Source organism: Bombella mellum (assembly GCF_014048465.1).
GTDB lineage: Bacteria > Pseudomonadota > Alphaproteobacteria > Acetobacterales > Acetobacteraceae > Bombella > Bombella mellum.
On the sequence record NZ_PDLY01000002.1, the window covers coordinates 262,306 to 276,117 of the forward strand.

The 13,812-nt window shown below is 61.2% G+C and carries 14 protein-coding genes and 1 tRNA gene; 4 read left to right on the forward strand and 11 right to left on the reverse strand.

What is annotated here, in order from left to right; genetic code table 11:
- Positions 1–14: 14 nt before the first annotated feature.
- Complete coding sequence (locus CPA56_RS04265) at positions 15–1,820, reverse strand: ATP-binding cassette domain-containing protein (protein ID WP_182040796.1); 1,806 nt, start codon at positions 1,818–1,820, stop codon at positions 15–17.
- A 152-nt stretch (positions 1,821–1,972) separates the two neighbouring features.
- On the opposite strand from CPA56_RS04265, the gene CPA56_RS04270 reads away from it, so the two are divergent.
- Complete coding sequence (locus CPA56_RS04270) at positions 1,973–2,815, forward strand: NUDIX hydrolase (RefSeq protein ID WP_182040797.1); 843 nt, start codon at positions 1,973–1,975, stop codon at positions 2,813–2,815.
- Between the two features lie 80 nt (positions 2,816–2,895).
- Positions 2,896–4,014, forward strand: a complete 1,119-nt coding sequence (locus tag CPA56_RS04275) for an AI-2E family transporter (RefSeq protein ID WP_182040798.1) — start codon at positions 2,896–2,898, stop codon at positions 4,012–4,014.
- 13 nt (positions 4,015–4,027) lie between these two features.
- On the opposite strand, the gene CPA56_RS04280 is transcribed toward CPA56_RS04275, so the two are convergent.
- The 7 genes from CPA56_RS04280 to CPA56_RS04310 form a co-directional block, all read right to left on the reverse strand.
- Positions 4,028–4,104, reverse strand: a tRNA-Pro gene (locus CPA56_RS04280).
- Between the two features lie 75 nt (positions 4,105–4,179).
- Positions 4,180–6,240, reverse strand: a complete 2,061-nt coding sequence (locus CPA56_RS04285; RefSeq protein WP_182040799.1) for a MerR family transcriptional regulator — start codon at positions 6,238–6,240, stop codon at positions 4,180–4,182.
- On the reverse strand, positions 6,237–6,548 hold the full coding sequence (locus CPA56_RS04290; protein WP_182040800.1) for an integration host factor subunit alpha: 312 nt from the start codon (positions 6,546–6,548) through the stop codon (positions 6,237–6,239). The genes CPA56_RS04285 and CPA56_RS04290 overlap by 4 nt, the downstream gene beginning before the upstream one ends.
- A 107-nt stretch (positions 6,549–6,655) precedes the next feature.
- The gene (locus tag CPA56_RS04295; protein ID WP_182040801.1) at positions 6,656–7,651 is read right to left on the reverse strand and encodes a beta-ketoacyl-ACP synthase III; all 996 of its coding nucleotides are present in this window, start codon (positions 7,649–7,651) and stop codon (positions 6,656–6,658) included.
- Positions 7,652–7,659: 8 nt separating this feature from the next.
- Positions 7,660–8,763: a phosphate acyltransferase PlsX gene (plsX, locus tag CPA56_RS04300; RefSeq protein ID WP_182040802.1), complete on the reverse strand. Its 1,104-nt coding sequence runs from the start codon at positions 8,761–8,763 to the stop codon at positions 7,660–7,662.
- A gap of 113 nt (positions 8,764–8,876) precedes the next feature.
- Positions 8,877–9,080, reverse strand: a complete 204-nt coding sequence (rpmF, locus tag CPA56_RS04305; protein WP_182040803.1) for a 50S ribosomal protein L32 — start codon at positions 9,078–9,080, stop codon at positions 8,877–8,879.
- A gap of 220 nt (positions 9,081–9,300) precedes the next feature.
- A complete protein-coding gene (locus CPA56_RS04310; protein ID WP_182040804.1) occupies positions 9,301–9,903 on the reverse strand; it encodes a DUF177 domain-containing protein in 603 nt (200 codons plus the stop codon).
- Positions 9,904–10,167: 264 nt separating this feature from the next.
- On the opposite strand from CPA56_RS04310, the gene CPA56_RS04315 reads away from it, so the two are divergent.
- Positions 10,168–10,722: an outer membrane protein assembly factor BamE gene (locus CPA56_RS04315; protein ID WP_182040923.1), complete on the forward strand. Its 555-nt coding sequence runs from the start codon at positions 10,168–10,170 to the stop codon at positions 10,720–10,722.
- 62 nt (positions 10,723–10,784) lie between these two features.
- Here the strand turns inward: CPA56_RS04315 and CPA56_RS04320 are convergent, their stop codons facing one another.
- On the reverse strand, positions 10,785–11,243 hold the full coding sequence (locus CPA56_RS04320) for a MarR family winged helix-turn-helix transcriptional regulator (RefSeq protein ID WP_182040805.1): 459 nt from the start codon (positions 11,241–11,243) through the stop codon (positions 10,785–10,787).
- A gap of 281 nt (positions 11,244–11,524) precedes the next feature.
- Here CPA56_RS04320 and rpsU point away from each other — a divergent pair, with 281 nt between their 5' ends.
- The gene (gene rpsU, locus CPA56_RS04325) at positions 11,525–11,728 is read left to right on the forward strand and encodes a 30S ribosomal protein S21 (RefSeq protein ID WP_026294133.1); all 204 of its coding nucleotides are present in this window, start codon (positions 11,525–11,527) and stop codon (positions 11,726–11,728) included.
- A 61-nt stretch (positions 11,729–11,789) separates the two neighbouring features.
- Here rpsU and CPA56_RS04330 read toward each other — a convergent pair whose 3' ends face one another.
- Complete coding sequence (locus CPA56_RS04330) at positions 11,790–13,253, reverse strand: glycosyltransferase family 39 protein (RefSeq protein ID WP_182040806.1); 1,464 nt, start codon at positions 13,251–13,253, stop codon at positions 11,790–11,792.
- Complete coding sequence (locus CPA56_RS04335; RefSeq protein WP_182040807.1) at positions 13,186–13,650, reverse strand: Lrp/AsnC family transcriptional regulator; 465 nt, start codon at positions 13,648–13,650, stop codon at positions 13,186–13,188. The genes CPA56_RS04330 and CPA56_RS04335 overlap by 68 nt, the downstream gene beginning before the upstream one ends.
- Positions 13,651–13,812: the final 162 nt, after the last annotated feature.

The window sequence follows — 13,812 nt, forward strand, 5'->3', positions numbered from 1 at the left end:
ACAGAAGCAGCCCGCTACCCCTCTACATCCGAATGCCCTCCAACGGAACCCCCTCCCGCCTGCAATCTCCACATTCCTGCATAAATGCCCGCCTTTTCCATCAGCTCGTGATGGGTTCCCTCTTCCACCACCTCTCCCCCATCCATCACGAGGATATGGTCGGCCTGCTGGATGGTGGAAAGCCGGTGGGCGATCACGACGGTCGTCCGGCCAGCCGAAAGAGCCAGAAGCTCCTGCTGGATGGCCTCCTCCGTTCTGGTGTCCAGGGCACTGGTCGCCTCGTCCAGCACGAGCAGGCGAGGGTTGCGGAGAATGACACGGGCTATCGCCATCCTCTGTCTTTCCCCGCCGGACAGGCGCACGCCCCGTTCTCCGACCAGCGTGTCGAGGCCCTCCGGCAGCCTGTCGATGAAGGCCCCCAGCTGTGCCGCCTCCGCCGCCTGACGGACGGCCTCCCTGCTGGCCCCGATGCGCCCGTAAGCGATGTTTTCCCCCACCGTGGCATTGAAGAGTGACGTGTCCTGCGCCACCACGCCAATCTGTGCCCTCAGCGTCTCAAGCGACAGGGCCGGAAGAGCGACACCCTCCATGAGGACCTCTCCTGCCAGCGGGTCGTAAAGACGGCTGACAAGCCTGGCCAGCGTGGACTTGCCAGACCCGCTGCGCCCCACGACGGCCAGCATCCGCCCCGCCTCCAGCCGGAAGCTGACGTCACGCAGGATCAGCCTCTCCGGGTCATAGCCGAAAGACACATGCCGCATTTCCAGCGTCACGCCACCGGCCTGACCCGCAGGCAGCGGCACGGGGACCGCTGAAGAGCGTATTTCCGGCTCCAGTGCCATGAGTTCGAGATAGGCCTCCATGTCCACACGGGCATTGCGCCAGCCCGCCCCGACATAGTTCAGTGCCCCGACAGATGCATAGACACTGCGAAGATATGTGCCCATCAGGACAAACTGTGCGACACCGATTCGACCGGCATGAATATCCAGTACGGCCAGCCCCAGTAATGAGGCCGTGGCCAAAGAAATGATGATGTTGCGGATCGCCTGGGAACTTCCGATCAGCGTCTGAAGACGGATCTCCGCACGCCTCAGTTCCTTCCAGCTTTCTTCCTGCCGCCTGCGTTCATGACCGGCATTACCGAACGCCCTGACGATGTCGGCATTCAGGAGGCTGTCCACCAGATGACGGTGGGCATTTCCATTGGCTCGGTTCCGCTCCCTGCGGGCCCGCATCCGCCAGCGGGTGAAGAGAAAGGACACGCCTCCATAGAGAAGCATCGTGCCACAGAGCAGCACCAGATACAGGCCGCTGAAAACACGCAGCACGACAAGAAAGGTCAGCCCCAGTCCCAGAAGGTTGGGCAGGACATTGGAGAAGATCATGTCCACGATCGTACTGGCCGCATCGGCTCCCCGGTCTAGGATGCGGGTCAGTGCCCCGGTCTGACGGCCCTCATGAAATCTGGCTCCGAGCGAGTGGACGTGCTCCAGCCCCAGCAGGCTGATCCGTTCCCTCAGGGTTGCCCGCACCGGCACCATGATCAGGCTGCGGACAGGCCCCGCCACGGCACCCATCATGCGCAGGAGCGTATACTGGGCCAGCAGGGCCATGATGGCCGCCATGACAGCCTCATGCCCCGAGAGCCGCCCCACCATCCGGCTGAACAGCCAGGGCGTGGCGACAGATGTCACGCTCTCCACGACAAGAAAAATGAAAGAAAACCAGAATCTCAGAGACCAGTCCCACAAAGAAGAGGGACGGATTTTCTGCCACAATACCCGAAGAGACAGACGCCTGACCTTTATTGATGCCATAAAAACCTGATAGATTTTCCTCTGCTGCCCCAGAACAGGCTGATGGGAGAGCTTTTTACACTGTCCTGTTTTTTCCGCCAGAGTCCGGATGCTGCATGATCTGGGTCCGGACCGGCACGCCGCCGCCATCAGATGGATATTTGAGAGAGTTTATGCTGTCCTCCGCTGCATCCCCCTTCCTCCGTCACATCGAGCGTTGCCGCAACGCCACGCTCCCGGCAGGGCGGCTGCCCCTGCTCCATGAGGGGACGTCCATCGGGCTGGTGGACCCCGCCTCCCTGGACTGGCTGGCCGACCCGGCCTGCACCGGCCTCCTGACCGTGACCGACCGGGCCGTCACCCTGCCGGACGGGCAGAACCTGAGGCAGGTCAGCAACCTTCTCGCCCGTCAGAAACGCTATGTTCCGTTTCATGAATGGTTTGATGTCCGTTCGCCTGACGGCACGATCATCGGACAGGTGGACCGTGCCCTGATCCCGGTTTTCGGCGTGGAAGCCTCCGGCGTCCACATGAACGGCCTCGTCCGGAAGGAGGCGGGACTGTATCTCTGGGTGGCCCGCCGCAGCCCCCAGAAACGGCTGGACCCCGGAAAGCTGGACCATCTGGTGGCTGGCGGGATGAGCAGCGGCCTGACCCCGGACGAGACGCTCGCCAAGGAAGCCGAGGAGGAAGCCGCCATCCCGGCCCCGCTGGCCCGGCAGGCCCGGCATGTCAGCACGCTGCACTATGCCATGTCCCGCCCGGAAGGGCTGAGGCGGGACAGGCTCTACTGCTACGACCTCTTCCTGCCGCAGGATTTTGTTCCCCACATCAATGATGGTGAGGTAGAATCCTTCCATCTCATGCCCGTGGAAGAAGTGTTCCGGCGGGTACGGGAGACGGACGAGTTCAAATTTAACGTCAATCTTGTCCTGCTAGACCTTTTCCTGCGCCTTGGGATGTTCGATAAGCAGGACAGTCTGGTTCTGGCGGACATCTTACATGGGCGAGGCTGAATGACTGCCCTTTCCGGACCAGTCCGCCGTAGTGCGGCTCTACACTTTATTCTGGCAAGATGACTGAGATATCACGCACCATGAACGACACCCCACATCACAGGGCACATCCTCCACTCCGGCTGCCCTCTCCCTCCAAGACCCTGCAGAAACGTGCCCGGGGGTTTCTGGCCCTGTTTTTCGTATTGGCCGCCCTGTGGACGCTCAGGAGCATGCTACCGGCCCTGCTCTGGGGAGGCATTTTCGCCATCGCCCTCTGGCCGCTCTACAGGCGGTCCGCACGACGTTTCGGCCAGACCGTATGGCTCCCGCTGCTTTTCACGGGGGTTCTGGCACTGATCTTCCTCGTGCCCGTGTCCTTCATCAGCATCAAGACGGCTGATGAGATGCGCTCCGCCTTCATGTGGATCGACGTGGTCCGCCACCAGGGGCTGCCCGTTCCGGCCTGGCTGGACCGCCTGCCCGTGGCCTCTACCCAGGCCAAGACCCTCTGGGCCGAACATCTCAGCAACCCGGACACGTTCAACGAGCTGTTCCGCTCCCTGAAGCTCGGCCATGGTGTCGCCGTGGGCAAGCAGTTCGGGTCGGAAATCCTGCATCGTGGCATCCTGTTCGGCTTCTCCATGCTGACGCTCTTCTTCCTGCTCAAGGATGGCCAGAGCATCATCCGGAAGTGCATGATCGCCTCACAGCGGCTCTTCGGTTCGCAGGGAGAAAGTCTGGCCCGGCAGATCGTGTCCTCCATCCACGGCACGGTTTCCGGTCTGGTGCTGGTCGGGCTGGGTGAAGGGGCCATCATGGGCGTCTGCTATGTGGTGGCCGGTGCCCCGCAGCCTCTCATCTTCGGCCTGGCCACGGCCATTGCCGCCATGGTGCCCATGCTGGGCTGGATCGCCGTGACCGCTGTCTGCCTGCTCATCGCCTTCAAGGGCAGCATGGTCGCCGCCGCCATCGTCTGGCTGATCGGGGCCATCGTCCTCTTCGTGGCGGACCATTTCATCCGTCCGGTCCTGATCGGCGGCAGCACGAAGGTACCGTTCCTCTGGGTCCTGATGGGCATTCTTGGCGGTGCGGAAACATGGCAGCTGATGGGCCTGTTCATCGGACCGGCCATCATGGCAGGGCTGCATCTGCTCTGGACGCTCTGGACCAGCAACAAGACACCGAGCCAGCGTGCTCTGAGATCGGAGGAGGAATGAGAACCGCAGGAGATGGTCGGGCAGGCGGGATTCGAACCCACGACCCCCAGTCCCCCAGACTGATGCGCTACCAGACTGCGCTACTGCCCGTCGTCCTGCGGTGAGGAAGCTCTAGCAGCCCCGGACCATTCCTGCAATGGCCCGGGGCTTTTTTTTGATATTTTTTCAGAGCGTAAGCGTTTTCCGCATTTCGGCCAGTTCGCCGAGCAGCTCACGCAGGAGCCTGTCCAGCTCCTCCTTGCGGCGGGCCTGAAGGCGGTTCTCGTTCTCCTGGGCCGTCAGCCGCTGATGAAGGACAACCCCCTCCGCCTCGAGAGTACGGATTCTCTCCACGGCCTGGGCATGACGTTCACGCTCACCGGCCATGCCGGCATGAACCCGCTTCAGCTCGCTGTTCTCGGCCTCAAACTTTTCCACCTTTCCGGCGATGTCGGCCAGGCGGCCCTGTTCTTCCTCACTGGTCTTGAGGGACCGTTTGAGGCGGACATTCTCATCCTCAAGAGACTGCATGATCAGAACGGACTGCTCCAGCTTGCGGACAAGCTCCTGCCGCTCGGCCTCTGCCGCCTCAAGCTTCGTGGTCACCTGCCTATGCAGGGCCTCCGCCTCACCCTTCAGGGACTGAAGCCTGTCATGCTCGGTCCGCAGCTCCGCGAGCTGCTTCCGGAGCGTGGCCAGCTCACCCTGCCGGGCCTCCGCCTCCTGAAGTCTTTCTCCGGTCTCGACTTCCAGCCGTTTGACCGTAGCCTGAAGGGCAAGATTCCGCCTCTCCAGTTCCTGACGCCTTTCCTGCGCCTCTGCCTGCTGCTGTTTCCCAGCCTGACGCAGCTCCTCATTTTCGGCTTCCAGAAGGGTGCACCGCTCGGCCTCGGCCTTCGTGGCCTCCAGCTCATCACGCAGCGGCTGTATCTGCTCATTGGCAGCCTGCACCGTTTCAAGCTTCTTCTGAAGAAGATCAAGCTGGGCCTGACGCTGCTCCACACCCTGACGATGCTCGTTGGCCTCAGCGGTCAGACGCCTGATCGTTCCCTGAAGATTGTGCAGGCGGGTTTCCTCTTCCTTCTCCCGCTGTTTCTCGGCCTCACGCTGCTGCTGCTGTGCCACACGCAGGGCCTCATTTTCGGCCTCCAGCGTCCTGCACCGCCCGGCCTCGGCCCGCACGGTTTCCAGCTCCTCGTTCAGGGCTTGTATCTGCCCGTGCTCGACCTGCATCTCGGCCAGCTTGGCCCGCAGGACCTCCAGCTGGGCCAGCCGCTCCTTCCGGAACTCGGCCTCTTTCTGATGCTCCCTGGCTTCACCCGTCAGGCGTTCGACAGTCCTCTGCAACTCACGATTGCGCTCCTCCAGGGCACGGCCATGTGTCGCCTCGGCCTCACGCTGCCTCTGGCCCGCTGCACGCAGGGTCTCATTCTCGCTGACGAGAGCCGCCAGCTCGGCCCGGACCGTCCTGAGTTCTCCCTGCAGGGCAGCGGATGAATCACGCTCGGCCTGCCGGACCTTCAGCTCCTCCTGAAGGGTCGCCACCGCCTTCTGAAGCTCACGGTTACTCTCTTCCAGAGCCAGCCCTTTGACCCTGTCAGCCTCATCCTGCTTCTGTCGGGCGGATTCAGCCTTCTGCTGAATCTCCACCTCGGCCGTCAGACGCTCGACAGCATCCTGAAGCAGGAGGTTCTGCTCCTCAAGCTCACCGACATAAGCCCTCTGCTCACCTGCTCTGGAAGCCCCCGACCGGCTCTCTTCCAGAGCCTGCTTCAGGGCCTGGTTCTCATCCTCCAATGTCTTTAAAGAAACGGCGATGCGGCCAAATTCTTCAAGCCGATCATTCAGGCTTTTATTGTCCTGCTCCAGCTCTTTCAGACGGCCAGACTGGGCACTGTCTCCCCCGGGCACCGCCATCTTTCTGGAAGAATTTCCGGCGGCGTCGGCCCTGACCAGAGAAACGGGAGAGGCCACCTCATCCGTGATGATCCCCTCACGCCTGAGCTGGGGGACGACCTCATGGCTCCTCGCCCCTTCCTGATACAGCAGGCGAGCGATATTCCTGACAACAGTGACGGCCTGCTCATCATAGTAGCTCTGTCCGTCATCCCGCTGTTCCGTACTGAAGACGGGATAGAGACTTTCCCATGACCGCAGACGGTACAGGGGCAGGCCAAGTTCCTCTGCCACACTGGCGACCGGCCGCAGTCCATCCTGATGTATCTGATGTGATTCGACGGAGATCATGGCTGAGTCCCCTGCACTCGTTTCTTACCATTGACGCTTTCCCGCAGCAGGCGGGAGGGACGGAAGAACGGCACCCGTCGTGCCGAAATGACAGCTTCCTGGCCGGTGAGGGGATTCCTCCCCAGCCGGGTTGCCTTGTCCCGGACGGCAAAGGTCCCAAAACCGCTGATCTTCAGCGGCTCTCCCTGCTCAAGGGTCTGGACAAACAGCTCGAACATCTCTTCCAGAAACAGGGTAGCCTGCTGCCGGGAGAAGCCGTGTTCCTCCTGAAGGAGTTCTATCAGATCAGCGCGTGCAATTGTCTCCATAATGACAAGACGTATCACGAGCCATCTGATTAGCACACTGAAAAACGAGTTCCCCCACTCAATAAATGCAGGGGACACTCAGAAGACAGCCACCTCGGTGGAGATAATTACATCCTTATGAGGGCTGAACCCCATGTCAGGCCACCACCCAGTGCCTCCATCAGGACAAGATCACCCTTCCTGATTCGCCCGTCCCGGACGGCCTCATCAAGGGCCAGAGGGATGGATGCAGCAGAGGTGTTCGCATGACGGTCAACCGTCACGACCACACGCTCGGACGGCAGGGAAAGCTTCTTGGCCATCCCGTCAATGATCCTGAGATTGGCCTGATGCGGCACCATCCACTGGATGTCGGCCCCCGTCAGACCATTGCTCTCCAGAGCCTCGTCAACGGCAGCCGCCAGATTGATCACGGCATGACGGAACACTTCACGCCCATGCATCTTCAGGGCGACCTTGCCGGACGCACAGCCCACGGCACCATCCACATAAAGCAGATCACCGAGACGGCCATCTGCATGGAGATGTGTGGAAAGGATACCCTCACCCTTGCCAGCTCCGGCCTCCAGGAGGACGGCACCGGCACCATCACCGAACAGCACGCAGGTGGAACGGTCTTCCCAGTCCAGAAGACGGGAGAAAACTTCCACGCCGACAACCATGATGCGTCTGGCCTGACCTGAGCGGATCATGGAATCAGCAACGGTCAGGGCATAGACGAAGCCAGAACAGGCCGCACTGACATCAAACCCGAAACCCCGCTCCATGCCCAGGGCAGCTTGGACACGCACGGCAACGGATGGAAAAACCTGATCCGGAGTGGAGGTCGCCACGATGACGGCGTCCACGTCCTCAGCCTTGCGACCGGCATGATCCAGTGCCCTGCTGGCGGCTTCATGAGCCAGGGAGACCGCCGTCTCGTCACCGGAGACGATGTGACGCTGCTGGATGCCCGTCCGGGTCCGTATCCATTCGTCGGATGTATCAAGATTGAACTCGGCGGCCAGCTCGTCGTTGCTGAATGCCCGTCTGGGAAGAGCACTGCCGACACCTATCAGACGGGTACCCGTTGTTTTACCCCAGGACTGTTGATCCTGCGTCATGAAAGACGTCACTCCTGCTCTTTACTCTCTCCGGCATGCCCCAGCATGCCCAGCTGCTCCAGCCGGTGGCGGATCTTGTCGTTCAGGCTGTTCTCCACGGCATCAATGGCGACATCCACGGCGGAGGCAAAACCTTCGGCATCAGCCCCACCGTGAGACTTCACCACGACCCCGTTCAGCCCCACGAAAACGGCACCATTATAGCGGCTGGGATCGATCCACTCCTTCATCCGACGCAGACCGGGACGGACCAGCAGATAGCCCAGCCTTGTCAGCCAGTTGGTCTGGAACACATGCTTGAGAAGACCGAAAGCAAGCTTCAGGGCCCCCTCACCTGTCTTCAGGGCCACGTTGCCGGTGAAACCATCCGTCACCACGACATCCGTGACGCCAGCCGTAATGTCGTGCCCTTCCACGAAACCGTGGAAACGGTCGGACAGCACGCTGTCACGCAGCCTCTCGGCAGCCTGTTTCAGCCGTTCATCGCCTTTCAGCTCCTCAGACCCGACATTGAGAAGCCCGATGCTCGGAGCCTTCAGGGAGAGAGCCGCCTGTGCGAAGGCCTCACCCATGATGGCGAATTCAACGAGATTGCGGGCATCGCAGACAATGTTGGCCCCGAGATCGAGCATCACCACGTCACCCCGTGCCGACGGCTGGACGGCCGCCATGGCGGGACGGGAAATGCCCGGCAATGCCTTGATGATGATCTTTGCCAGGGCCAGCATGGCCCCGCTGTTGCCAGCCGAAACGACACCCCGGGCCTCGCCCGATGCGACGGCCTCCATGGCGACACGCATGGAGGACCCTTTCACACGGAGGGCCGCGGTCGGCTTCATCTCCATGGGGATGCTCTCCGGCGCATGACGCACGGTGCAGATGCCGGCAAGCTTGGGATAGTCCCCAAGCGAAGCGTTCAGGACCGTCTCGTCACCAATGAGGAGAACCCGTATCTTGGGATGACGGATGGCCGCCATCTCCAATCCGGCCAGAACGATCTTGGGGGCGTTGTCTCCCCCCATGGCATCAACGGCCAGGGTAAAAGGAGCCGAAGAATGTACAGCCTGCTTCCCGGCCTCACCCTCAGCTCTGACGCCAGACGCCTCTGTCATGAGTGCAGCCCCCAGAAAATTCCCTGTTTTCCTGCATCAGATCAAGAGGCAGGAACCACATAAACATGACCCCGGACACCGGCCCGGGGCTATAATCCGTACGGTACGGACTCTCAGGCGCGGACGGCCTTCAGCGCACGACCTTCCGCGCTCACGACCTCACGGCCGTCATAGTGGCCGCAATGGCTGCACACATGATGCGGACGCTTCATCTCGCCGCAGTTAGCGCACTCGGCGTGAGCCTCGATGCGAAGAGCCTGATGGCTGCGACGCATGCCACGACGGGACGGCGTAGTCTTTCTCTTAGGGACGGCCATGGGTATCTGCCTCTCACTGGGTTGCGTATCCGGCTTCTGCTACCGCACGGCGCGGCCTCAAGCCAGAGAAATCTCACTAATTCTCACCACCGCCATAAGCCACGGTGCTCAGGCGTGGGCCTCTAGCAGAGAGAAAGCCTCTCTGCAAGCCATCAATGTCGTTCATGACATCACTACTCGGCCCCGACTTTATCAGGGCGGCAAGGATATTTCCACTCCCTTACTGCTTCTCCTGAAGTTTTTTCAACACGTCGAAAGGACTTTTACGGCCTGTTTCCCGCCTGACCTCCAGCTCATCATCAGATGGCGTGACTTCCACGAACTGCTCAAGGCCAGCTCCATCCCTCCGTGGGTAAGGCGTCAGGCACAGGGCCAGCTGCTCGGCGGCCGCCTCCCCGAGGTCGATCATGCGTCCGTCATGGGGAACGTCATCCGCATCCTCCTGAAGAAGGCTCTCGATGTCGATCTCCTCATCCTCCGGCATGTCGGAAGCCGGCACGAACCGAAGACGGAACGGCTCGTCAATGACCTCCCGGACCGGTTCCCCCGTGATGATGCAGGCCTGCTCCACCTCCGCCTGGATATGCCCCTCGGCCAACACGATGCCGTCCTGCCCCCGCTCCAGATGGAACAGACAGACCAGACGGCTCAAGGACAGCAGGCCAAACCGTCGGCACAGGGCGGCCCGTTCCGCCTCCCCGGCCTCCACACGCTCCTCCAGCGGACGGCCTGTCCGGGCGAGAGGGATACGGCGGGAGAATTCCGCCACGACCGTGTCGTCCCGCCGTGCCCCGGCCTCGTCTTTATCTCCAGATGACATCATGACCTCACAACATCCGAATGAACATTTACAGAACTGCCCCCTTTCAGAAGGGGGACCGCTCCGAAGTCAAGGCAAAACTACGGCTTTCCGGCAGCCGGACACGAGCTGTCCCCACGAAAAGGATTGACATATCCCCCTCTCTGGGGCACCGGAAGGAACACGCACGGCTTGACCGCATATCATCAGGACAGTTTGCCCTTCATGACCAGCCTTTCTACCGCCGCCCCGGACCGGAGTTCCCCTTTTTCCCGCCTGACCCGCCAGATGGCAGCTTGCCACCGCTGCTGGACGGGCGTCCTGGCGGGAGGGCTGCTCATGCTCAGCGGCTGTGAGGCGATCAGCCCGCCGCCCATCCCCCGCGGGGCCCTGATCGAGAAGCTGGACTATGACCAGCTGGTTCTCAATTCCAGCACCCAGAATGACGCCCTGAGCATTCTGGGGTCGCCCACGACACATGCGACCTTCAACGACAACACATGGATCTACATTTCCATGACGAAGGACCTCGTGCCTCTGGCCCATCCCGTCATCGACAAGCAGCAGGTTCTGGTCCTCAATTTCGACAATGCCGGTGTCCTGCGGAAAATGGACGTGCTGAACAAGCATGACGCCATCCCCGTCTCCATGGCCGGAGGCAGGACCCCGACACCGGGTACCCACATCTCCGTCATCCAGGAACTTCTGGGCAATGTGGGCCGTTACAACCCGATGAGCAGCATGGGCAGCACCTTCGGTGGCATGGGCAATGCTGGCATGGGCGGCGGCCCGCTGAGCGGTCAGGGGACCGGCAACGGGGGCGTCGGCAACTCGATGCCATGACGGCCTGACAGCAGGGACCATTTCATGAGGGGAGAGCGTGGAATCACCATGTTCTCCCTTTTTCACGGTCCACCACTCTGGCCTGCCTTTCCGGCTGCATGGAGGACACGACGGAAGCCATCCACGGCCGTCCCGTCAACCTGCCTGTAAGCCTGTGTCAGCACCGCACGGATCGCCGCAAACAGCTCGCCTTCCAGCTGCCTGCCCTCCTCCGTGAGAAAGACGGGTTTCTTCCGCCTGTCCGCCTTATCTTCCCTCTGCTCGACCAGCTTCCTCTCCTTCAGCTCACCCAGGGCACGGCCCAGCGACTGTTTGGTGATGCCAAGCCGCCTGCACAGCTCGCTGGGAAGAAGCCCTTCATGGCTGCCTACCAGAAACATGATCCTGTGATGGGCTGGTCCCAGCCCGTACCGGCCCAGCCCCTCCTCACAGGCGCATGAAAGAGACCGCCAGACGGCGAGCAGCCCCTCGAAGGACTGCCTGATGGAATGTTCCCTAAGATAGAGGTGCGCATCGACCATGGTAGGCCTGTCATTCTGTGCCACAGCCTTCCCCTCCGATCACTCTTTCAACACGGTAATCCACATGCAGCATACGCCTCTCACCCATGCGATGCCATCAGACAGACTGGATAATCCACAGATAAAGCCCTTCTCCACTCTTTCAGCCCGTCAGAAACTATTGTCTCACGTTTTGGAGTATGATAGGCCACTTCACACTGTAATCGGATCCGCGTCCTTCAAAGGGTGATGCTACAGACACCGCTCGGAAGGATCAGAACCCCAAAGGAGATGACGACACCGTGCAGGTTCTCGTTCGTGATAATAATGTTGACCAGGCGCTGAAGGCCCTCAAGAAGAAAATGCAGCGCGAAGGCGTCTTCCGTGAGATGAAGCTCCGTCGCCACTTTGAAAAGCCCTCCGAGCGTCGTGCCCGTGAGGTTGCCGAGGCCGTGCGTCGTGCCCGCAAGATGGAGCGCAAGCGTCTGGAGCGTGAAGGCTTCTGATCTCAGCCTGTCACGCTTTGCGAATGAGAAAGCCATCCGGATCGGGTGGCTTTTTTCATGTCTACCGTATGACCCAGCCTGACAGGTCGTGCCGCAGTTCCAGCGAATAGAGTCGCACGGGCCGCTTCCCGTCCTTCCGCCACAGGCTCCACGTCCCCGCAGAAAGCGGGCCATAGTGACGATCTTTCAGATACAGGGCTGCCGACACCTCCTTCCGTGTCATCCCTTCCAGATAGGCCCAGCGGGCATCCTGCCCCAGCAGCACGACCGTTCCCATGCCCTGAAAAGCAAGCACGGACGCCAGGGCGTAATCATCCGTCACTATCGTGGAAACACCCGCCCTCCGGGCTTCAGCCGACAGGTCGGCCGCCATCATTTTCCATCCTGCCCCCAGCCGTGCCACAGGGTTCAGATGCGCTGACAGAGGCAGAAAATTGGTCAGGCACTGGCCATAGACCAACAGCAGACAGACGCCTCCCGTCACCACGGCTCCCCGGACATGTCTGCTATAGGCCGCCCCGGCGAGCAGAAGGGCAGGATACAGCACCCAGACCCAGTTTGGCTGGACCCGGTCTCCCATCGTATGAAACAGAAACACCAGAAGGGCAGGACCGACCAGCCAGAGCAGCAGGCCACCATCTCGACGGGACCGCCATAACCCGGCAAGACACAGCACCGCCACCCACGGCGTCAGCAGGGCAAGCTGCCCCGCCAGAAGTTCCACTAGAAACTGCCCGGCACGTTCCGGATGCCACTGGAACGTGCGCCCCCCCTGTTTCAGCAGCCCCGCCCAGCCATGCGCTCCATTCCAGATCAGGACGGGCAGGAAAACGATGACAGCACCGATACCTCCCAGCCAGGGGCCCGCACGACGCCACAGCCCACCTTTCCCAAACAGGACAAAACCGGCCAGCCCTACCCCCCACAGGACGGCCGTATATTTTGAATCAGCCGCCAGACCGAGACCGACCCCGCACAGCACCCACCAGCCCCATGAAGGATCACCAGCATCCTCTGCCCGTAGGGCTCCGGACAGGGACCACAGGGCCAGACAGAGAAACATGAACAGGGGAACATCAGGCGTGGCGGGCACAAGCCCGATCCCCGCCATCAGGGTGACACCCAGCAGCAGGACAGCCCGGGAACCGACGTCTCTGCCAGAAGGGAAAAACCGTTCCGCCGCCAGAAAAAGCCACATCATGGCCAGCCCGAACCCAACCAGCCCGCAGAAGCGCACGCCGAAGGGCGTATCCCCCCACAGAAAGGTGCCGACCCGAATCCAGAAAGCTATCATGAAGGGATGATCCAGATACCCCCATTGCAGATGCCGGGACCAGAGCCAGTAATAGGCCTCGTCCGGCACCAGGGGCATCCTCACCGCCACGACGAGCCGCAGCAGCATGAGCAGGACCAGCCCTCCCCAGAGCAGATGCCGGGAGGTCAGCCCGCCACCTTCCTCAGAACGGGACGCCCGCCCTCTCGCAGCTGGTCCTGATGACCTGGAAGGTCTGTACCCGTACGACATGCGTCACCTCGATCAGGTCCCGTGTCAGGCGATTCTGATGGTCGGCATCACGGGCCATCATGCGGAGGAGAAAATCCTCTCCTCCACGGATCATGTGACATTCCCGTGTTTCCGGCCATCCGGCCACGAGCCTCTCAAATTCTTCCAGAACGGTGCTTTTCTGACTGTCCAACCCGACCAGGACGAAAAAGCTGATGGACCAGCCAAGCATCGCCGGAGCCAGTGTCGCATGATAGCCTTGGATGAGGCCCATTTCCTCCAGCCGACGCACACGCCGCAGACAGGGAGGAGCCGAAATCCCTACCCGCCGGGCCAGCTCCACGTTGGTGACCCGGCCATCCTGCTGAAGTTCGGCAAGAATGCTGCGGTCAATATCATCAAGGTCTGCAATGCTCATACGGTTCCCAGAAACTCTGCTTACAGGACCTCCTGACGGCCCGGAGGAAGAACGGACATGCCCGCAGCGGGGCTTCTGCCCCTACCATATAGACTGATCTTTCTTATGTGAAAACTCTCTACCTGAAAAAACGAAAGATTGTTTCGCAGGTTAGCCCCATAT

Bases quoted from the DNA above. Each gene is read 5' to 3' on its own strand.
- CPA56_RS04265 (WP_182040796.1), bottom strand. From the start codon at position 1,820: ATGGCATCAATAAAGGTCAGGCGTCTGTCTCTTCGGGTATTGTGGCAG.
- CPA56_RS04270 (WP_182040797.1), top strand. From the start codon at position 1,973: ATGCTGTCCTCCGCTGCATCCCCCTTCCTCCGTCACATCGAGCGTTGC.
- CPA56_RS04275 (WP_182040798.1), top strand. From the start codon at position 2,896: ATGAACGACACCCCACATCACAGGGCACATCCTCCACTCCGGCTGCCC.
- CPA56_RS04285 (WP_182040799.1), bottom strand. From the start codon at position 6,240: ATGATCTCCGTCGAATCACATCAGATACATCAGGATGGACTGCGGCCG.
- CPA56_RS04290 (WP_182040800.1), bottom strand. From the start codon at position 6,548: ATGGAGACAATTGCACGCGCTGATCTGATAGAACTCCTTCAGGAGGAA.
- CPA56_RS04295 (WP_182040801.1), bottom strand. From the start codon at position 7,651: ATGACGCAGGATCAACAGTCCTGGGGTAAAACAACGGGTACCCGTCTG.
- plsX (WP_182040802.1), bottom strand. From the start codon at position 8,763: ATGACAGAGGCGTCTGGCGTCAGAGCTGAGGGTGAGGCCGGGAAGCAG.
- rpmF (WP_182040803.1), bottom strand. From the start codon at position 9,080: ATGGCCGTCCCTAAGAGAAAGACTACGCCGTCCCGTCGTGGCATGCGT.
- CPA56_RS04310 (WP_182040804.1), bottom strand. From the start codon at position 9,903: ATGATGTCATCTGGAGATAAAGACGAGGCCGGGGCACGGCGGGACGAC.
- CPA56_RS04315 (WP_182040923.1), top strand. From the start codon at position 10,168: ATGGCAGCTTGCCACCGCTGCTGGACGGGCGTCCTGGCGGGAGGGCTG.
- CPA56_RS04320 (WP_182040805.1), bottom strand. From the start codon at position 11,243: ATGGTCGATGCGCACCTCTATCTTAGGGAACATTCCATCAGGCAGTCC.
- CPA56_RS04330 (WP_182040806.1), bottom strand. From the start codon at position 13,253: ATGTCGTACGGGTACAGACCTTCCAGGTCATCAGGACCAGCTGCGAGA.
- CPA56_RS04335 (WP_182040807.1), bottom strand. From the start codon at position 13,650: ATGAGCATTGCAGACCTTGATGATATTGACCGCAGCATTCTTGCCGAA.